22 protein-coding genes are annotated in these 20,064 nt (G+C 35.3%); 2 read left to right on the top strand and 20 right to left on the bottom strand.

Features of this window, described 5'->3' with window-relative positions; translation table 11 throughout:
• The first annotated feature begins 46 nt into the window (after positions 1 to 46).
• Together LKO26_RS05325 and LKO26_RS05330 are read left to right on the top strand one after the other, a co-directional pair.
• Positions 47 to 343, top strand: coding sequence for a type II toxin-antitoxin system HigB family toxin (locus LKO26_RS05325; protein ID WP_410681530.1), 297 nt, complete (start codon positions 47 to 49; stop codon positions 341 to 343).
• Between the two features lies 1 nt (position 344).
• Positions 345 to 704 (top strand): type II toxin-antitoxin system HigA family antitoxin, encoded by a 360-nt coding sequence (locus tag LKO26_RS05330; protein ID WP_227586814.1) that lies wholly within the window; start codon positions 345 to 347, stop codon positions 702 to 704.
• A 60-nt stretch (positions 705 to 764) separates the two neighbouring features.
• Here LKO26_RS05330 and LKO26_RS05335 read toward each other — a convergent pair whose 3' ends face one another.
• From LKO26_RS05335 to LKO26_RS05430, 20 genes are all read right to left on the bottom strand, one after another.
• Positions 765 to 1,517 (bottom strand): hypothetical protein, encoded by a 753-nt coding sequence (locus LKO26_RS05335; RefSeq protein WP_227586815.1) that lies wholly within the window; start codon positions 1,515 to 1,517, stop codon positions 765 to 767.
• A 106-nt stretch (positions 1,518 to 1,623) separates the two neighbouring features.
• Positions 1,624 to 2,352, bottom strand: a complete 729-nt coding sequence (locus LKO26_RS05340; protein ID WP_227586816.1) for a hypothetical protein — start codon at positions 2,350 to 2,352, stop codon at positions 1,624 to 1,626.
• Positions 2,342 to 3,220 carry a M23 family metallopeptidase gene (locus tag LKO26_RS12765; RefSeq protein ID WP_317206369.1) on the bottom strand — a complete coding sequence of 293 codons (879 nt, stop codon included), beginning with the start codon at positions 3,218 to 3,220 and terminating at the stop codon, positions 2,342 to 2,344. Before LKO26_RS12765 ends, LKO26_RS05340 begins: the two co-directional genes overlap by 11 nt.
• A 4-nt stretch (positions 3,221 to 3,224) precedes the next feature.
• Positions 3,225 to 5,213, bottom strand: coding sequence for a type IV secretion system DNA-binding domain-containing protein (locus LKO26_RS05350; RefSeq protein WP_227586817.1), 1,989 nt, complete (start codon positions 5,211 to 5,213; stop codon positions 3,225 to 3,227).
• 80 nt (positions 5,214 to 5,293) lie between these two features.
• On the bottom strand, positions 5,294 to 6,172 hold the full coding sequence (locus LKO26_RS05355) for a DUF4138 domain-containing protein (protein ID WP_227586818.1): 879 nt from the start codon (positions 6,170 to 6,172) through the stop codon (positions 5,294 to 5,296).
• A gap of 4 nt (positions 6,173 to 6,176) precedes the next feature.
• Complete coding sequence (gene traM, locus LKO26_RS05360; protein WP_227586819.1) at positions 6,177 to 7,379, bottom strand: conjugative transposon protein TraM; 1,203 nt, start codon at positions 7,377 to 7,379, stop codon at positions 6,177 to 6,179.
• The gene (locus LKO26_RS05365) at positions 7,380 to 7,727 is read right to left on the bottom strand and encodes a hypothetical protein (RefSeq protein WP_227586820.1); all 348 of its coding nucleotides are present in this window, start codon (positions 7,725 to 7,727) and stop codon (positions 7,380 to 7,382) included.
• Positions 7,728 to 7,729: 2 nt separating this feature from the next.
• A complete protein-coding gene (gene traK, locus LKO26_RS05370; protein ID WP_227586821.1) occupies positions 7,730 to 8,344 on the bottom strand; it encodes a conjugative transposon protein TraK in 615 nt (204 codons plus the stop codon).
• A 62-nt stretch (positions 8,345 to 8,406) separates the two neighbouring features.
• On the bottom strand, positions 8,407 to 9,654 hold the full coding sequence (locus LKO26_RS05375) for a hypothetical protein (protein ID WP_227586822.1): 1,248 nt from the start codon (positions 9,652 to 9,654) through the stop codon (positions 8,407 to 8,409).
• A 3-nt stretch (positions 9,655 to 9,657) separates the two neighbouring features.
• Entirely contained in the window at positions 9,658 to 10,488 is an 831-nt protein-coding gene (locus tag LKO26_RS05380; protein WP_227586823.1) for a hypothetical protein, read from the bottom strand.
• A 10-nt stretch (positions 10,489 to 10,498) separates the two neighbouring features.
• Positions 10,499 to 11,158 carry a hypothetical protein gene (locus LKO26_RS05385; protein WP_227586824.1) on the bottom strand — a complete coding sequence of 220 codons (660 nt, stop codon included), beginning with the start codon at positions 11,156 to 11,158 and terminating at the stop codon, positions 10,499 to 10,501.
• Between the two features lie 2 nt (positions 11,159 to 11,160).
• Entirely contained in the window at positions 11,161 to 11,847 is a 687-nt protein-coding gene (locus LKO26_RS05390; RefSeq protein ID WP_227586825.1) for a hypothetical protein, read from the bottom strand.
• Between the two features lie 11 nt (positions 11,848 to 11,858).
• Complete coding sequence (locus LKO26_RS05395; RefSeq protein ID WP_227586826.1) at positions 11,859 to 12,425, bottom strand: hypothetical protein; 567 nt, start codon at positions 12,423 to 12,425, stop codon at positions 11,859 to 11,861.
• A 73-nt stretch (positions 12,426 to 12,498) separates the two neighbouring features.
• Positions 12,499 to 15,573 (bottom strand): TraG family conjugative transposon ATPase, encoded by a 3,075-nt coding sequence (locus tag LKO26_RS05400; RefSeq protein WP_227586827.1) that lies wholly within the window; start codon positions 15,571 to 15,573, stop codon positions 12,499 to 12,501.
• Positions 15,545 to 15,859 carry a DUF4133 domain-containing protein gene (locus tag LKO26_RS05405; protein WP_227586828.1) on the bottom strand — a complete coding sequence of 105 codons (315 nt, stop codon included), beginning with the start codon at positions 15,857 to 15,859 and terminating at the stop codon, positions 15,545 to 15,547. Before LKO26_RS05405 ends, LKO26_RS05400 begins: the two co-directional genes overlap by 29 nt.
• Before the next feature lies 1 nt (position 15,860).
• The gene (locus LKO26_RS05410; RefSeq protein ID WP_227586829.1) at positions 15,861 to 16,181 is read right to left on the bottom strand and encodes a DUF4134 domain-containing protein; all 321 of its coding nucleotides are present in this window, start codon (positions 16,179 to 16,181) and stop codon (positions 15,861 to 15,863) included.
• A 36-nt stretch (positions 16,182 to 16,217) separates the two neighbouring features.
• The gene (locus LKO26_RS05415; RefSeq protein ID WP_227586830.1) at positions 16,218 to 16,682 is read right to left on the bottom strand and encodes a hypothetical protein; all 465 of its coding nucleotides are present in this window, start codon (positions 16,680 to 16,682) and stop codon (positions 16,218 to 16,220) included.
• Positions 16,683 to 16,834: 152 nt separating this feature from the next.
• Entirely contained in the window at positions 16,835 to 17,485 is a 651-nt protein-coding gene (locus LKO26_RS05420; protein ID WP_227586831.1) for a ParA family protein, read from the bottom strand.
• A 57-nt stretch (positions 17,486 to 17,542) separates the two neighbouring features.
• On the bottom strand, positions 17,543 to 19,012 hold the full coding sequence (locus LKO26_RS05425) for a relaxase/mobilization nuclease domain-containing protein (RefSeq protein ID WP_227586832.1): 1,470 nt from the start codon (positions 19,010 to 19,012) through the stop codon (positions 17,543 to 17,545).
• Positions 19,009 to 19,368 carry a hypothetical protein gene (locus LKO26_RS05430; RefSeq protein ID WP_227586833.1) on the bottom strand — a complete coding sequence of 120 codons (360 nt, stop codon included), beginning with the start codon at positions 19,366 to 19,368 and terminating at the stop codon, positions 19,009 to 19,011. The genes LKO26_RS05425 and LKO26_RS05430 overlap by 4 nt, the downstream gene beginning before the upstream one ends.
• Between the last annotated feature and the right edge of the window lie 696 nt (positions 19,369 to 20,064).

Raw genomic sequence — 20,064 nt, forward strand, 5'->3', positions numbered from 1 at the left:
TGTAAGATTATTTTTAAATTTGTATGAAATTTGATAAGTAAAATAGGTGAGGGTTATTGCAAAAAAGACGTTGGTGCTGTTTTATACAGAACACGCGGATGCCAAAAGTGCTTTGGAGGATTGGTACCGAAAAGTTTCCGATAATGATTGGCAAAATTTTGCAGACATCAAAAAAAATTTTAATAGTGTAGACAGCGTGGGTAATCAGAGATTTGTTTTCAACATCAAGGGAAATCATTATCGCATTGTGGCTTTGATCCTTTTTTCTGTCCAAATCGTTTATATCCGTTTTGTTGGAACCCATTCGGAATATGATAAAATTAATGACATAAAAAATATTTGAGATGACGATAAAAAATGAAATGCAATACGACGCCATTATGAAACGTATCGACGAGCTACTAAAAGTGGTGAATGACGATACGCCACAAACCGACAAAGATTTCATCGAATTGATGTTACTTTCGGATATTGCTGAGGAATATGAAGAGGTGCATTACCCTATTTCAACGCCATCTTTAACCGAGGTCATTAAACTCCGAATGTATGAGATGAACCTTACCCAAGTTAAACTAGCCGAAATTCTAGGGGTTTCTGCGCCACGAATCAGCGACTACCTCTCTGGAAGAAGTGAACCAACGCTGAAAGTGGCTAAAGCCATGCATCATAAACTCAACATCAGTCCGAGCATCATCTTGCAATAAATAAGCACGATTCAAAGGCTACCGAAAAAGTAGCCTTTTTTTGTTCAAAGCGTACAAATATTAGCGTTTAATGCTCTGCTCTTTGGCATTGTTTTTTTCCTGTTTCTGGTCGTTGTCAATTCCTTCCAAAGGTTTGTTGGTATTGATTCGGTTCATCTCTCCATCATATAAACTCAAGTTTTTGTATTGAGGATTGAGCACTGCTTTTCCCTCTACGATCTTGTCATCCAATTCAAATTTCACTTTGACGATGTTTCCTTTTTCTAGAGATTTAATGGTATTTTCTCGGTATTCAGGTTGATCAAAAATAAGATTGGATTTCTCTACAATTTGTACGGCATCGACACCATAATTTTGATAGAAGTTCTGAAACTGAAAATTCCCTTTTTCGGTTTTGGGTTCGCCGAAATTAAATTTCACAAAAGCTTCTTCTTGTTGATCGCTTTTCGGGTTGTGAAACTCGATTTTTACAGAACGACCTTCTAACAAATTCACAGCTTCTTTAGCAGTGAAAGTATTTTCCCGATTGACCGGAAAATTATGCGAAATTTCTTCGCCTTTTTCGTTTTTCAGTTCGGCGTGATAGGAATTGAGAAAGACGCCACCACTTTCTGTTTTGTTGAATTTCAACGAAAAATCAACCTTGTTGCCAGGTAAAGTTTTGTCCGAATTGGTTTTGATTTCAAATTGATCTTTGGTGGATTTTATTCCTTTTTCTAAATCTTTGTGAAGTTTTGCATCTTCACCGAAACCAAGATATTTTAATTGATTTTTCAAATACGCTACTTGGTCGAATTCTTTTGGTGTGTCCATAATGTTTTGTTTTTATTGTTGTTAATTGATTGTTGTTAGCTTATTATCTTTAGTTTCCCGCAGATAACTCAGATTGTCGCAGATTCTTTTGAATCTTAATGCAGATTCATCTTCTAAAACCTTTTGATTTTTGAGTTTCTTCCTGTTCTTCCTCTTGTTCTTCTCGCATTCGATTTGCATCTTGATACAAATCCGGATTGTTGACTTTTAAATCAATGTTTGTTTTTTGTTGTTTCTTAGAGAGGCTTTCAGAAATTCCCTCAACCGTATTGATTTCCTTTGACACGATATTCAAATCAGTAGCAATTTCTTTAGCGATTTCGGGAAACTGGTCGATTTTGTCTTGTAGAAAACTTTTGAGTTTTAAAAGCTCATTTTTATAGCGGTTGATTTCGAGAATATCCTTTTTATCGGCAATAATCGCAGTGAGTTCAGTAGCATTTTTAACCAAATCAAATTCTGCTACTTTTCCACTTTCTTCATCGTAAACCAATGCTTTCTTCCCGTAGAAAAAATTGGGTTTTTCCTCATTGATTGCTAGTTTATCTTTTCTGCCAAACTCTGCAAATTGAAGCTCGGTGTACTGAATTTGTTCTTTGCTGTTTTTGAGAATATCAGCGATACTTTTATCCCGCTCCAAAAAGATGACTTTCAGTTGTGTGTTGTTGTCGGTCAATTGGAAAGTCGCTCTATTCCTATCATTGTCTGCAACAATGGTGTATCCTTGCAGGAATTTCTGAATATCATTGGCATTGAGTTTTTTAGAGAACGATAAATCTTCGTTGATAATTCCGAATTTTTTGAGTTCTTCGGTTGGTAATTGTTCAGTGTTCATAATAGTTTGCGATTAAATTTTTTGCTTTTTTTAAATCATTTAAAAAGTGAATGGGATTAATGCTTTTTCCAAATTCCTTAACGCCGAAATGCAAATGAGGTCCGGTTGAATTTCCTGAGTTTCCTGATTTGGCAATAATGAATCCAGCTTTCACTTGTTCTCCGACTTTATAATAGATTTCTGAAAGATGTAGGTAAGATGTTTTAAAATGGTTGTAATGATTGATTTTAATAAAATTTCCTCCGCCTTTGGAATCCCAGCCGGTTGCAGTGACGATGCCGTCCAAAACTGCATAAACGTTTTCGTAGTTGGCTTTGAGGTCAATACCATTATGCAGTTTTTTTGTTCCAGAAATCGGGTGAGTTCGTATACCAAAAGGGGAGGTCACGGATATTTTCCCTAACAAGGGCATGACAATTTTAGAATTTAAAATTTGAGCCTTTTCAACCGATTCTCTAGAAATAAAATCATATTTCGTTTTTTGGAAGTTCAATTTATGTTGGCTTGCTTCTAGTTCCTTTATTCTTAAAACCAAAGAATCATTTTTCCTTTTTTCTTCTCTTTTTTGTTCTTTGATTTGTTGGTTCTTCAATACTGTTTTCAATGAATCAATTTGACTCGTTAAACTTTTAGTCGAATCTTCAGTTTGAGTTTTTGAGTCGGTTTTTGTATTCGAACTGAATAGATTTTTCCAAACATTTTTCTCCCTTTTTTGTATTGACGACATTTCTTTTTCAGCCATTTCTAAAACTTCGTGGTTATCTGATTTTTGGGCTTGAATTGGTATAATCGTGTTGAACTGAGCCCATGAAAAACTGCTAAAGAAAAGAAAGATTAACACGATGGGTTTTAATAAAATATTATTCATTCTTCTATTCTTTAATTAATTCATTAACAATGAGTTCAACTTCTTTGTTGATTTTCCTGAAATTGGTCATGAGCACTTCTTCTTTACGGTTAATCCCGGCTTTATCCACGAATGAATAATAGGAAGGCATCTGAACGCAATTGCTTTCTTCCTTTTTTATCGCTTTCATATCGAGATTGATTTTTCCGTTCACTGCCGAAGTTTTGTATTCTTCGGTGTCATTTTCTTCTCCTTGTGCAATCATCCCGACCATTTCTCCCGTTTTTAGCGCAGCTATTTTTCCAGCGGGAATCATAAAGTCCATTTTCTCATTGATACTGGTCGTTGTTCCTTGTTGTGAAATAGATTGGGAATAGGATTTTTGTTTGATTTTTCCAAATAATTTCTCGAGCCAGTCCAAAGTGTTCTTATCTCTTGCCGAACCTGAAAGAATATTTCCGACAATGGCAGAAATGGTATCCGCAACCTCTTTTTTATAGAACTGTCGAAGCTGTGGTAATTCCTGAAGTCCGAGCAAAACAGCGACTTTGTTACTTCTTGCAGTAGCAACCACATTGTCAATCTTATGAATGTAAATTGTAGGAAACTCATCAGCGATAATTCCTCCAGGAAGATTATGTTTAGAATTGATTAATCGCAACGTTCGGTTCAAAACCGAAGAGTACAACGCCGAATTAATATCTTGTGTTCCCGGATCAGAAGCCAAAATCAAAATGGATGGATTTTTTCGATTAGTAATTTTCAGTTCGACTTCATCACCTGAAAACACCCAAAAACTTTCTTTAGTTGCTAATCGGGAAAGGAAAATTTTCAACGTTCCGATTTGCCCTTCCAATTGATCAAAAGCTCTGTTGTCATAAGCGGTTTTGAACGGAGATAACAGAGACAAAATTTCTTCGTTTGTGAAAAGAGCATCAAAAATTTCTTTGTAGCTTCGGTTCATAAACGATAAAATATGAGGCAAATCCGAATACTTTCCATTTTCGTGAGTAGCAAAAAAGTAAATGCAGGACGACAAAAAGTTAATCGCTGATTGCGTAAAGAATTGGTCTGAACCACCTCCTGCGCTTGCTCCACCTTTTTGTAAAGACGAAACCATCGCTTCAGCCATTTCCTGAGCTTCTGCTAAGGTTTTAACATATTCCTTTTTGAAAGGATTAACTCTTTTGGATTTTTCGACTTCGTTTAGATTAATGACATGAAATTGGTAATCGTAATCTGATTCTTTAGTTTTCTTGCGTAAATAATGGTAGTAAGCAATTTGTGCTAAATCAGGAAATTTAAAATCATAAATGCATAAGCAAAAACCTTTTGTAATCATTTGTCGAATAGCAGGATTAATTACTCCAAACGATTTTCCGGAACCGGGAGTTCCAATGACCATTGTTCCACGGAAAGGATTGATGTTCATCCAACCTTTATTCAGTTTTCCTTTGTATCGGAATAAATACGGGATGTTAATCATTAAGTTGGATTTTACCAGTTCTTGATTTTGGTCAAAAGATTCTTCTTCCACATTCCATCGGTCTTTTCCCATTTTCTGTTGCATGAGTTTAGAAATAGAATCTGCTCCCATTTGAAGAATGACGGCTCCCAAAAAGGAAAGCACTGCATAAATCAATTGGTAGGAACTAAGTGTCGGAAGAACTTTTGGGAAATAAGGATTCTCTGCTAAAATCACGAAATACAACGATCCGAAAATCATCAATAGTCCTATAATCATTGGAAGAATAATTTCGAGAGCAATTTTGAGGTCTCTCTTTTTCTTAGCTTTTGTTCCTACTGCAACTAATCCAATTAAAATCAGAGTAAAAATTTTTGCATTTACTGGTGGGTAAAAGAAACTCATCTTGGCAAAGTTTTTCGATAAGTTGGAGATTACGGGAATATCAGTTTTCAAATAGAAAAGTGAAGCGCAGTCTAATGCTACAACAGCATAAACTGCCTTTTGTAAAAAGCCATAAATTTTAATTTGATGTTGTTGTTCTTGCACTTTTCGTAATTTGAGAATGAATTAATTTGGAAATTTGAAAATGGTTTAACCATTTCATTCCTTAATGGATGTTTTTTATATTAGAATGTGTCTGCTTTAAGGATGTCAGAATAGTTGACTTTCATTTCGATGGTTCTGCCGGAAAGTTGCTCTTCAATTAAGCGAATCATCATGACTTTAGAATTGGGATAAGTGAACTTTTTAAACACATAAATATTTCTAAAGTTTTTCTTGAAATGCTTTTGGGAATTCAATTGAAAAATTGGTTTAAGTTCAATGCTTTGGTTGTTCGTTGCTTTGTAAATTTTCTTGTCTTCAATGGAGAATTTCAATGCTTCGATGGTGTAACTCAAATTGGAATTATTTTTAAATGTCATATCGAGAAAAATATAATCACTCATGACATAAACATTATTGAGTTGCATAGTGAGTTTTAAGTTTTTTTCTTCCCGAATTGGATTTTTCTCGATGTTCTTTTGAACAATATTCATTGCGAATTTTTTTAGTTCCAAATAAGAAAAAGTCGTTTTGTCCAACTCAATTGGCTGCATATCTTCGGGTTGAATGTGGATGTTCGTGATAACATTCAAATTTTTCTTGTCTCTGTAAACCGCTTTGTATTGAGCAATAAACGATTGCCCGACCACGGTAATGATTCCGATTTGATCTCCACTTAGAAAAGAATTTGGCTCCTTTGTTTTTTCACTTTGTATTGAATTGACTTCTACTTCGTTCTCCGTAATTTTTAATCTTGCGATATTAGGATTCGGTAAATCTCCCGTGAGTTTATCGGTCGATAAATCAACGTATTGAATTGGCTCCGGCGAAATAATATGCAGATTGATTCCTTCGGTAATTTCAAGTTCAGGTAAATTGGAAATTAGTTGTTCTTTACTGGCGTTTTGAGCGAAAAAAAGTGGTGAGCTACAAACGAAGAAGATGTATAATAGATTTTTCATAAGCTTATTTTTGTTGGTTTTGAGCGTCTTTAAGTTGTTTTTCATCTATGAGAAAAACGTAAGAATTGTATTTGAGTTTGGCTTTGTTGGTTTTAATTAGGTTGGCAATGGATTTGGAAGTTGAAGTGAAGAGTTTAGAACCAATGCTGGTAAAAAATCCTTGTCCACCCATGTCCATTTGAGTTCCTTGTACAGAATTGCTTCCCATTTCACGAATCATCTCTCTGAAAACGCTTTGCGGAACATACAGTCCTTTCATTCCGTCCACATCATAAATCGCAAGATTGACAGGATAAATTTCTCCTTTAGTGAATACGGACACAATTGTGAGACTGACTCTTTGCATAGAAAACCCGGAAATTTGTCCATAAAGAATAGAGCCTTTGTTTATTTTTCGGTTGCCGACAAAAATATCTTCCAACAAACGGAAACGTATTCTGCTTCCCAGAAATCCTTTATTATTTTCATCAATCACCGCTTTAATAAAGCTGTTTTCTTTTTCTTTATAGAAAGCGTTGAAGTCGGCATTGATTCCCGATTTACTTACATTGAAAGTTGAGTTCAGAAATTCATCCATCTTCTCTTTATTGGCTTTGAGTTTTTCTTCTGCAGCCAATTTGTTTTGGTATTCCGGATCTCGAGCCTTTTCCAGAGAGTCCATCACGAGCATTTGTTCCTTTAAATATTTCAGTTGATCTGGCTGCTCATTTTGAGTAGAGCTCGTTTTATTTTCTGAATCAAAATCATCTTCTGAATTTACGTAGGATTGTTCATTCAGCATTCGGATAATATCGGAAGACCTTTGATAATCTTGATCCTCACTTTGTTGCTTTGGATTGTAGTAGGAGGACTGACTTGCATTGCCTTGATATTGATTTTGCCTTGAATTAGCAGCTTTTATGGAATCAATTTTTCTCTTTTGGTCTAATGACAACTGATCGCCATAATTGAACAAACTATCCTCTTCTTTATCCAATCCTTCGAGCATGGTTCGGTTATCATCTTTCTGAAAAAATGCATCATAGGCATCGTTCTTAGATAAGATCGAATCTTGCGTCTCACCCAATGAAAGAGACAATTCTTTAGGTTGGTCTTTTGGCGCATCGTCTTTCATCAATTGAGCTCCGACATATCCGAATAGTAAAAGAAACGGTAACGCCAGAAGTGGCAGTACATATTTTTTCTCTTTGAAATTGATTTTTTTCATTTATTTTTTTAATTGTTGGTATTGGTTGTACAGGTATTCAATTCTGAGGCTGTCCTGTTTTTGTAAAGCGTTTCGGTCTCGTTTTATTTTTAAGCCTTTAAGTTCATTCACTATTTTTTCCATGTCCTTTTCTTGACTGATGGTTTGCTTTTTAGTGGGTTGATTTTGAGAGTAGAGAATCGGAGGTTTTATTCTAAATATCGTTTCGGAAGGAAAAAAGATTCCTTGTATCATTGAAGCTAAGAATGAAACCGATAAAAAGATCACACATGAGACATAAAACTTCTTGGGATTTTTTGTCATCCAAATCAACCATTTTTGCCCGATTTGTTTTAAAGAAGTATTCATTTTTAATAGGAGTTTTTAGTTTGGTTGGTGAGTTCTTCGTTGTCGATAATTCGCCAGTTTTTAAGTAGGACACCGTGCGGATTGTTAGGACTGCGAATAAGGTCTTCAAAGAATCCTTCTGTAATCAATTTTCGGGTAATGACCGATGATTTTCTTGTAATCATCTGCTTTCCAAAAAAGGAAAAAATTTTCTTTTCCATGTCAAGTGCAATCGAGTCGGTGTGAATACTGACCATCGAACTTGAAGCTACAATTTGATTGTAAAAACCTTTTTCTTTGAGGTTGGTATATTCTTTTTTACCACTGTCATCAATGAGATATAATGATTTTTGAATGTTCTCTTTGATATACTGATCATCTGGAGCAAGCGTAAAAAACAAACGGTGGAATAATTCAATTTGGGATTTGTATTCGACAGGTCTATTGAGCAAGACATCGGTTTGTTTAGCTAAAACGGGAACGCCATTATCTAGAATGTAAATGGATTTTCTGGAGTCTTCGATCATTCGGTAAGCCAAGAAGAAACCTGCTAAAACAATCACGACGGCAAAGGCAATCGTTCCCAGAGACACTATTTTATTGATTTTAATTCGCTGTTCTATGTTTTTGATGAGCATCTTTTTATGGATTAAGTTTAAATTGTGGTTAAGAAAAAAGAGGAATTAATCATCTGATTTTTTTATTTTCCATTTTTTATGACGTTATTGACTCTTCCGGATGCAGAACTGCTTGCAGCTGATTTTGCAGCAGCTCCGGCAACGGAAGTACCTCCTGTTTTAGCGGCGATTACCGTAGTTTTGGTCGTACTCATCATTTTTCCAGCAGCATTTTTCATTTTGGTCATCGCTCCGGCTCCTCCGGCAGTAACAATGGTATCTGCGATCGTGGGCGTCATCAAAACGCCGATTCCCGTAACGATATACGCCACACAAGTAAAAAGCCCACTATAGATCATTCCGGAATTGGTCACATAGACCATGAGTGCATCCAAATCAGAAATGGTTCCGTTGGTTAGAAGGGTATCGTAACGTTCGATTTCCATGGTATAACCTGAAGCGATGAGTTGCTGACCAATATTGATGATGGTGTATGCGACAAAAGTGTAAAGATTGATGTTGATGAATTTAGAAACCCAATTGTATAATGAGTTTTCAAATCCGGGAATGAGGGACATTCCCACTGCAATAGGTCCTAAAATAATGAGGATATAAGCCCATATTTTTTGGATAAAGAAAATGAGATACACGCAAATCCTTAGAATGGAAAGACAGACAAATTCAATGAGCTCAGCGACGAGTTTTTGCATTTGAAATTCCATCCGTATTGACCATTCCTTGATGGGTTGGATGAGCTTGTCCAAACCTTCGCTGATGTCAAACCAAGAATCATCGGCATCTTCGCTGGTATTATCAATCACTTCTTGTTTAGCGTCTTCTTCTGCTTTAAGTTTAATAACAGCATCTAATAACTGTTGTTGCTTTTTAAACCGCTCTACGCGTAAATCATTCACTTCGGATTCAATATCACTAAAAATCGCAATTCCGGGTTCCGCTATCGCTTGAAATGGAGCTTGAATTAAATTCACAAAACCTGTCCAATAGACCAAAGTGAATCCGATTAAAATGGGTTTGAGCATCGGTGTTATTTCCCATTCCCGGTCTCCTGCCGCCATTTGCCATCCCATGTACCCAAGGTACATCAGTGCTCCCAAACCGCCAATCGCTCTTCCGACCAAAGCGGATCCTAATGCGGAGTCTTGAACACTAGTATCGAGTTTGGTAAAAACTTCCATAAACCATTTTTCAAAGGCGCCGTCACCTTTTAGAAACTGCAGCAAGTTGCTATAATCATTATCGGTTTGTGCTAAGCCGATGATTGGGAGTAGCATAGCAATAAAGCTAAATAGGATGATTAATTTCTTGTTCATTGTTTAGTATCTATTTTGATATTGGAGCATAATATTTTCTACAATTTGTTGATCTGTTGTAGGAGTATAATTAGAAGGCAATGATGTAGAAGAATGATTGTTCAAAATGTTTTTGTAATCCAAAAGGAGCGTGGTTCTATCATTGTAACCTTTCAATTCTTTAACAAATTTTCTCCATCGAATTAACGTTTCGTGGTACATGATGAACCGTTTTCCTCTCGGCATATCCATCGATCGGGACATGGAATATTTCTCTTTGATTAAATCCAATTCTTCCTGAAGGCGTTTTAACGTTCCGGTTGTATTCAATCTTTCATACGTGCTTTGATCTTTTAATCGCCATTCTACAAAATTTTGTGGCGTATCGGGAAATTCATTAATGGGTTTGAGCATGCGTTTGTAGTAGAGTAACCAAAGTGGATCTGCATCAACGGTAGTTGAAGTCCAGTGCGCAAAATCTTGGACACTTCTCTTATGAATGGTATCAGAAGCGGCTTTAATTTTTTTAGCTTCTGCCTCCTGGAGCTTCAGTTGGGCAAAACGTTGGTTTTGAATTCCTGTTGGCTTTAAAGGTCGGATGTCTGAACCATTTTTGTAATCTCGGTTAATTTTCGGCGCCCACATTCCCCAAACCGTAGCGTATGCAAAATTTGTTTGGATACCCAGAAAATACTTCGGATACGGTCGCCAATCTCCCCATTTTTCAAAAACCATTCTCTTATGTTGGGCGACGATTGCAGGATCGTTTAATCTCTTAACGCTGACTTGTCCGTAAACGCTCGTCGTAACAATTAGAAGTATTACATAACATACTTTTTTTAATTTATTTTTCATTGTAATTGATTTAAAAAAGGGATTTATATTTTTGAATGATGTCTTCAACGATGAGCTTGTCAATATTGATGTAATTCTTAAGGATTGGAACTTGGTACAGGTAAGGAGTTTTCTTCGCATTTTCCAGCCGCATAATGATGTAGAGTATATTTCCATTGATGTTTCTTACTCTTGTAAAGATCTTCTCGATCAACATCTCGCGATCCATCGAATCCATCAAAAAATCTTTGTCTTCGTTCAGAATATCTGCTGAAACTTCTTGTTTGAGTTTTAGAACTTGTTTGCCGATTTCTTGATAATATTTTGAAACCAAGACCGCATATTCTGGATGTTGTGCTGTTAAATCCAACATTTTATTGGAATTGCTTACCACCTTGCCTAAATACTCATACAGATAAATCAACTTTTTACTTTGAGTCAGTGCAGAATTGACATTTTTTAGCTGTTGATAGATGTATTCCTGAATCGCAATAACTTGCGTGGTTTTTTTATTAATCTCGTCGTAGAGTTCATTCTGTTTCTCATAAGAGTTTAAAAAAGCATGTTCGCTAGCCAATCGTACCGCATGATTTTTCGCAAGTTGTGCCAGTAATTTATCATTGATGACAATCTGTTGACCATGAATGAATACCGCTGAAATCATTGAAATTCCTAAAATTGCCTTCTTCATTTCTAAAAATTTTTAATATTAGTCATAATATCTTCCACGACTTGTTTATCCCGGTTTACGTAATATTGAAAAGCCCTTTTATTCCGCAAGACTTTGGCTTTAATGTCTCTTATTTTTAATAGCATGTGAGTGGAGTTCCTGCTTAGTGTTTTCACTTCTTCCAAAGCATAATCCAGCAAGATTTTGCGTTCGGACTTTTCCATCTGGTTAATGGCTCCATAAGAGATGATAATCCCCGTAATCAGCCGTACAGTCATTTGTAAATCATCTACAAACTGAACCTCAGAAGGCAATACCGCAATAATAGAGTAGGGAGCAGTATTGATTTCATTGATGATTGCTGTTTGGTTATTCGTTATTTTTGTGAATTCCCTGCTCATGGCAATTCCAGTTGGAATCGCTTGGATTGCAAAAGAAACAATACGGAGTCGGTCTTGGACTTTTGTGATTTTATCTTTGAAATTGTTCCATTGAATTTTATTGGCGGATTCAACGGTAGTATTGGCAATTTGTTTTTTCCGCATTTCTTTTTGACGGTCATGCTCTTTCATTGTCGCATTGATCTCGATATCCATCATCAAAAAAGAAACATTTTCCTTTTGCCATGACGGCGTAGAACTTCCTCCTGAAGAAGTCAGAACGATATACACTACAGGAATGAAAACAATTAAAAAAATCTTCTTTCTCATGATTCTTGCCTTTAAAAATTTCTTTTGTATTGGTTCATGATATTTTCTACAATAGCTTTATCCGTATTGATGTATCCGGCAAAAGGATTAATGGAATTCCAAAAACCTAGTCGGTTGGCTTTTTCCAATCGGAGTTTAATTGCCAATAACCACAGTTTTAAGTTTTTGACATTTTCAGAGATGTTAAACAAGATTTTGTAGCGGTCTCCTGCGGTGGCGAGATTAAGTTCTCCAGAAGCCAAAATATCCGAAACGTCGGTCACAATTTTTATACTTTGTTCGTAGGTTTTTTGAGAAGCTTTCGCACCGAAAATGGCATATTGTGGATGTTGCGATGCCAATTGTACGACCTGCGAAGAATACGAATAACATTTATTGAATTCTGAATAAATCTGCTGTACTTGTATTCCATTTTGTAGCGTTCCTGAAACTTCTTTTAGGCCTTTCAGGATTTTCTTTTGGATGTTATTGGCTTCAACCATTTGAGTTCCTACCCAGGTTTGGGCTTCTTTCAATTTTTTGGTTTCTTCGATGGTTTCATTTTGCTTGGCTTTAAGGTTTTCAGAAGCTAAAACCATGGCAGCGGTGACAAAAGGATCGATGTAGGTGTTCTGCGAGTAAAACAAACCACTAAAGAAAATAAAAAGAATGCTATACGTTTTCATACTGAGGTGTTTTTGAGTTGGTGAATTCTGAAAAGCTGATTTGAAGGTCATCCATTTCTTGGGAAATGATTTTGAAAATATTTTTGCCTTTGTGCTCTTTCTTCAATTCGTTGTAAAAGGAAACGATCTTTACATCTAACGGATTCTGGTAGAGATTGACGAGTGAAACCAAGTTTTCAAGTGAGTCTCCGAATTTTTCTAGATCATTGATGATTTTGAATAGAGCTTCATCGTAGTTTCCGTAATATTGGACGTAATATTCAACTGCTGATTTTTCGGGCTTTTCAGTAGTGTACGTGAGGTATTGTTCCAAAGACACTTCGTTTCCGTACACTTCTCCTTTAGAACCTCTTTTGAGATAAAATTCCTTGAAACGACTTCGTCCAAATTTATTGTTGAGATTATTAATTGTGAAAATCTTGTTTTGTTCCACTTTATTCAGGGAGAGTAAAGCTGCAATTCGGTCGAAGTTGTCTTTGAACTTGGTTTGGTCAAGCAAAATAAATGTATCGGAATTGTTGATAATGGAATCTTTAACGACAGCATTTCCGATAATATCATCCAATTCTTGGGTTACTACAACGGCTTCTCCCCAGAACTTTCTGACGGTTTTGTAGAGATAGAGAATATAACCTCCCATGAGTTTTGATGCAATTGCTTTCCAAGCTTCTTCGATAATCAGCGCTTTTCGTCGGTCTTTTCGAAGCCGCATTTTTTGGATAAACGTATCCATGATAATCAGCGTTACAATCGGAAACAGTTTCGGATTGTCTTTCACGTTGTCAATCTCAAAAACGATGAAAGATTCTTCAAAGAGGGTGTTGTCTGCAGATTCATTCAATGTTGTCCCGTAACGACCTCCTTTGTAAAAATCCCTTAGCACAAACAAAAAAGTACGCAGATTGAATTCTTTTTCGGTAATGCTGTGTTTTTTGTTATTCAGATAAAGGGGAAGAAATTGGTCACAGTAATCATAGAATCCATTAAAAGAAAGTTCGCTAACCACTAACTTTTCTTCTAGTTCTTTTATTTTCTTAATGATGGCTTTTCTAAATGAGTCATTCCATTCTTCGGCGGTTTTGGGTTGTTGAATAATGTTATTGGATTTGATAAGAATCAATTGGGTTTCATCATAAACTTTTCTTCGTTCTTCATCATGTAAAGTCTCGTATGCTTCATATACTTTATAAAATTGATCGCTATCGTAATTGGGATTATTGACGTTTTTATCGGGATGATAGAATTTCAGTAATTTTCTTCCCGCTTCCTTAATTTCATCAGAATCGGCATTGAATGGAATCCCTAAAACATCGTAATAGGTTCGTTGCGTTTGATTCTCTTTCTCCAATTCTGCATCAATATCTTCTTCGTGAATGTTGTATTTACTCAGATATAGAATGAGTTCTTCCGAACTTTTTTGTGCATACCATTCTGTCCCTGAGTTAAAATACTGGTGGTAATACGACATTAAGGCATTATCCAAAATGGATTTCTGTGCAGACGACATCGCTGCGTCAGGACCTTGCCATATAAGAAAAATGAGGTTAGTTAAAAACTCAATTTTTTCAATATTGAACTCTTTTTTGTCCATCAAAAAAGGATTCATCGTAATTGGTTTTTCTTCGGTGTATTGGATGTACCTTCCTCCTTTGTATTTGCACGTGCCCGAATACGAATCTCCAGTATCGACGATTACCACATCATAGTTGTAAGTCAAATACTGTTCAATAATGTTGTTCATCAAAAATGATTTTCCGCTTCCGGACGGACCAAGAACAAACTTATTCCGATTGTTGATTCTTCCGGTTTTCATAGGTAAATCAGAGGGGTCAACTTTTAGCGGAACGCCTTGTCTGTCCGTAAATCGGAGATAAAAGTTGGATTCTTCGTTCAAGGGGTAACTTTCTTTAAAAAAAAAACAAAGTGCAGCTTCACTCGTTGTCATAAATAAATCGTACTCCCGAAGTTCCGTCGCATTACCGGGAAGCGCCGACCGAAAGAGTTCGAGCTGGTTGTAAGCATTTTTAGAAACGATAATTCCTTTGGTAAAGAGTTTATTTTCGATTAAGGACATCGTCCCTTCCATTTCTTCCAAAGTGTTTGTTGAAAATACTAAGGAAAAGTGTGCGTTCACAATGAGTTGTCCATCAATGGCGATATTGTTTAGCAAAGTCCCAATTTCGTCAGCAATAATGGCGTTGGAAGGCGAATTGTTCGCTGCTCCCTCGTGCTTTTTCTTCTTTTTGTCGAGTTCTCGTTGTTGTTGTGCTTGCAGAGGAATTGTCAGAATCTGATTATAAACTATCGTTTCATAATCTTCCAATTCGTTGATGAAGGTAAAATTATCGACCGCGGTTTCAGAAGCAGCTCCATTACCTCCAAGAATAGAGTAGGGCTCAATTTCTGAAGGAAGGTCAATGTTTTCGACATCTACGTAAGAAATATTTTTGACAAAGCGGTTGCCTATTTGTAAATATTCATTCGTGGATTTGATATTATCGAAACTCTGAATATCTTTAAACTGCATTGCCAATACACCGGAAATGTAGTATTCAAAATCCTTCTTGAACAAAAATTCGGGTTCGCAGTTTTCTTGTTTTAACAACATAAAGACCTTTTGACATTTGTCCCGAAGTTCTTTGTAACTTTTTTCTGAAAAGGGATAATGTTTGTTTTTCTTTTTGAGTTTGTCATCCACAATATCCGTGAACAGCAAAATCGTTTCAATGGTTTTAAACCATCTTCCATCAAAATGCTCCGAATATTTCTGTTGGAGGAATTGATTGGAAGGTTCAGCGGTATACTTTTTCTTGGAGAAAATGTCGAGTTTCTGAACGATTCTTCCTTCCCCAATAATCGAAACCACTTGGTTCAAAACCGTATGAAAATTCAAATAATTATCAGGATCTGCGGAATATTGTTCTACAGCATTTTTAATGCGTATTCCGATGATAGGGTTTCCGAACTGACCAAATAGCGTATCAAAATCCCATCCGAAATCTTTTCCGAAATCATATCCGATAAACGGAATATTAAATTCTTGTTTTCGCGTTTTTGCCATGTTTTAAGATTTTTCTGTGATTCAATCTTTTCGGAAAAATGAATACTTGATTAAAATTTTTGGTTTTGTTGTACAATCCGTTTTTATCCTGTTTTTTGAAGATGAGATAAACGCCACCTCCCGTTGCTGCAAGTCCGAGTAAAGAACCAAAGATTCCGAACTTGGAGAGGACGAGTGCAGCAATTACACCTATTCCAATGACGCCAACTGCATAAAAAATGTACTTGCCTTTGAGTCCGAAGAATACAAGAGGCTTTTTCAGCCCCTTGTATAAATAGAAACCCATCTTAGGCGAAAAATGCAGTGACAAATTCCGGAACGACGATGAGGAAAATCATCGCTCCTCCGTAACCCAAGATTTCTTTATTGACGTCTTGATCGCCATTGGTCCATTTGTTATACACTCGGAGTCCACCGATAAATCCAACGAGTCCACCAACCGCTTTTAAAAGCAGTTTTATAGGATCCCAATAATCTTTAATATCATTGGCTGCGTTCGAAATAGCAGATGCTCCTCCTTGAGCGAATAGTGGTGTTACAGCCATCATTAAGATTGCGAATGTTAGCCATTTTTTTGTGTTTGTTTCTTTTCTAAAAAAATTCTTCATTACGATTATAGATTGTTGTTAAATATTTATTTTTGCTTACATCACGGAATGATAGACTTTGTGTCCATCGTGGTTCGCTACCAACTGAACCAAAGTCTCTGAGAGGTTAAGTAAGGTTTTCCAATCTTTCGATTGAGAAACATTGCTTGTTTTATTGTGATCGTTAATAATGATATCTTGAGTACTATGCTCTTCTTTTTCACTCATTTCGTCTGAAAATTCTGTTTCTTTACTTCTAGACTGCTTATCACGATTTTCAGGATTTTCTTGAAAAAAGTCTACATCATCTAAATCTTGTTCGGCTTCAAAAAGTTGTCGTAATTCATCCAAACTCTGTCTTTCATTAGAATTTTCATTATTATCTTTTTGAATTTGATATTTGTTAAAAGATTTTGGAGTGTTGAGATTTTCAACGTCTTCAATGCTTACATTTGAAACTGATTGATTTTCTGTTGAAATTTCCGACAAAGAAAACTCTTCAACTTCTTCTTTGGTGTCCATTTTTCCTTTTTTAATGAATAAATCGTACAGAATGTTTCCTGTATAATACAGCATATAGACCATGATTATAACAAGTGAAATTTTGAGCATTTTAATTAAGATTTGAAGATGTTATATTCTAATTTTCGAGATAGGGACTTAGTTCTGTGATTTTAAAGATTGATTTCAAGTGTTTTGTTGATATATTCAATCAGTTCATCAAAGGATTTTTTTACTGCATATTTTTGTTCATAAGTCATTTTTCTGGTGTTAATAGTCTGCAAACAGTTTCTTTTGAAAACTGGACTTTGAAGTAGCAAACCATATTTATTCAACTCGTCGTCCATTGCTTTCTGATTAAGATATTTGTAACCTTTATCGTATTTGGAGCGGATAAAAATTCTTTCAGCCTCGCTTTCCAATAATCCCAACATGTTGATGAATACCAAAGTGGATTTTACCGAAACATCAGAATATTCAAAAGGAATGATGACAAAATCACTGTAGATGAGAAGATCACTGTATTTTTCATCGAGTGTTCCGGCTAGGTCAAACAAATTGATTTCCTCACTTTCTTTCAGTTGAATCAATGTTTCAAAGTCGGAAAAGGGTTGCGTTTCTTCTTCGTCAACACTTTCTACGTTATAAAGTTTTGGCGTTTCAGACAATTCGTCTTCCTGCCATTTGTGAAAGAAGGATTTTTGATAATCAAAATCGTAGACCTTGATTTTCCTCTGAGAAAGCATGGAAATGTAATTGGCAAAAGCTATCGCCAAAGTGGTTTTACCAGTTCCTCCTTTTTGAGTAGCAAAAGTGATAATCATCTTTATAAGTTCAAGGTTTAATATTCAAGGTTTAAAGTTTAAATTAACGCGTCTCAATCAACTGCGTTTCTTTTTTCGTCGTTTTCTGAATTCTTCTTCAGCCGGATCTTTTCCTACGTTAGACGATTTGCTGAACTCAAAAATTAAATTGTTAATGCTTTTGCTGAGTTGGTTTCCAGGATTTTCATTGTTATGCTTTGTAAAAAATTCTTCATTGTAATTAGGGTTTAGAAAATGTTGGTATTCTTTTTCGCCAATTAAGGATTGAAGTTCTCCAACAAAATGTTTCTGAGTGTGAATCACATATAGCTTTTCATCATCTCCTTTGATCAAGCGAATGCTCCCACTATTTTGTGTTTTCAAATACTTTCTAACGTCTAACCTAATGGTGTTGTACTGCTCTTTCGGTTTCAGTTTTTTTAAATTGAATAACATAAAATCTTTCAATTCTGATTGTGGGTTGTTCATATTCAAAAATTTCAAAAGAATTTGTTTGGTCTTTTCGTTTGGAATCGTGTAATCTTTGATGCTTTCAAATAGTCTTTTGTCGATGACATCATTTGTAAATTCAAACAAATCTTTCATTTTTAACAAGTCGCTTCCTTTGTAAACTGTTCCTGTTTTATGGTCAATCAATGAATAGCCGAAAGGCATTTTTCCTTCTATGAAATGAAATACAACATCTAATCCGAATGTATCTCTAAGTTTTTTCTGAAGTTCACTTTCAAATTCAATTTTGGGTTTCCAATTTTTATTTTGTTTTTCTTCGGGAAGCATTCCTTCTTGTCGTCGTGTGTCTTCAACTTGGAAAACTTTGCCGGAATGAAGATTTTTGTATTTACTCAAAATCGCTTTGAGTTGTTTTGAACGCTGGTCGTTTTTTGGTGAGCTGAACACGATTTGGTTTCCGTTTATCGTCTTTTCACAAACCCCATTTTTCAGGATGTCATAAGCGTTTTCATCTTTCTTATTTTGAGTGAATTTAAAACCGCTTCGTTCGAGTAATAATTCCAATTGTTTCAAAGAGCCGAATTTGTACTTCAAGAGTTTTTCAATTTCTGTTTGATTATTTTTCCCGAATTGCTTTTCCAAAACCAGACTTAATGCTTTTTGGGATTTTAGTTTTTCATAACTGTCTTTAATTTTCTTCCCCGAAGTTTTATCAACTCTTGTTGTTACGATATGTACATGATTGTTTTCGGTATCATCATGAAAGACCACGATATAAGGTTGGTTTCCATAACCCATTTCCTGCATAAAATCTTCTGCAACATTTGTTAGCTCATCTTTGGAATGCGCTAGAAATTTCGTTGAAATCACGGTATGGAATTGCGGGTTTTTCACTCGGTTACTTTTGGATATGGTTTTTAAATAATCTCTTACTTCTTGTGGTTTGCTGTTCTCGTTAATGAACGATGGAAAGTTTTTCATCAACATTAATTCTCCTTTTCCGTTGTTTATTTTTTTGTCATTGTATTGTACGCCGTGAAAATTATTTCCCGCAGACGGAAGAATTTTGACAATCACTTGCTAAGCATTTGGTAAATTTTCTTAAACATTTCATTTTGCTTTTTTTTGAGGTCTTTAATTTCTTCCAATTGCTGACAAAATTTTTCCAGTTCATTTTTTGAGATAAATTTTTGCGCATTTACTATTCTTGCAACTTGATTGATATTCGTTTCAATTTTTATAAATACATTATCTTGCTTTTCAATGAATGTGATGATTTTTCGCCTTTCATCGTCCAAAACTCGTTCTTCAACTGAATCAACAAGTAAACTGGTCATCGATATTTTTCTTTTTTTACAAATCTTTTTCCAACGATCTTTTTTTTCTTTTTGGATTCGGATGACAATCAACTCTTCTCTTTTTCCGGTATACATTTTTAAGAACTGCTGAATTTTTTGTTACTGCTTTTTGAGTTTTTCGACTAAGATTCTGTTGCAAAATTGAATGATTAAAATGCTCAAAACAATAGCTAACAAAGTATTTGGGCTAAAAAAGAATATTCTGGATGAATTTGAAATTCAAGAAGATTAAAAAAGAATAATCTGGCTTAATTTGGATTTTCTAAACGAATTTTCAGTCAAAATAATGAAAAACAAGTTCCGCAGTTTTTTCTCCTTTTTGTAAAAAAAGCAAGATCGTCTTTGGTAGATGCAACTTGAAGAGTTGTATATACAAAGACACATCTTGCAACAGATGTTTACTGAATTCTAAGAGTTCTGAAGAGTTTTTATAAAGCTCTGATTATGAGATGTTTTTATATTTTTTGCTTTTGAAAAAGAAAAATGAGAAGGGAAAGATTTCTTGGCTTGCATCTTTTTAGACAGGTTTGGAAAGTGGGGTGTGCTGATTTACACAGGGTGAAAGTTCAGTTGTATCTATTTTACGCAAGTTATTGGATTTATTGTATTTATTTTGTGCTGTTTGGGGAAATGTTTGTGGTTTGTTTACACAGGCTTTTTAGAGATTAAACTCTATTAACTAACTGTTTATTTTTGTGCAGGTTTTGCAAAGACTTGGCTTTATTTTACTCATGTGTTTGGATGACCTGCATTTTTTTTACACTGGTTTGA

It is taken from the genome of Chryseobacterium sp. MFBS3-17, from assembly GCF_020687745.1.
Taxonomy (GTDB): domain Bacteria; phylum Bacteroidota; class Bacteroidia; order Flavobacteriales; family Weeksellaceae; genus Marnyiella.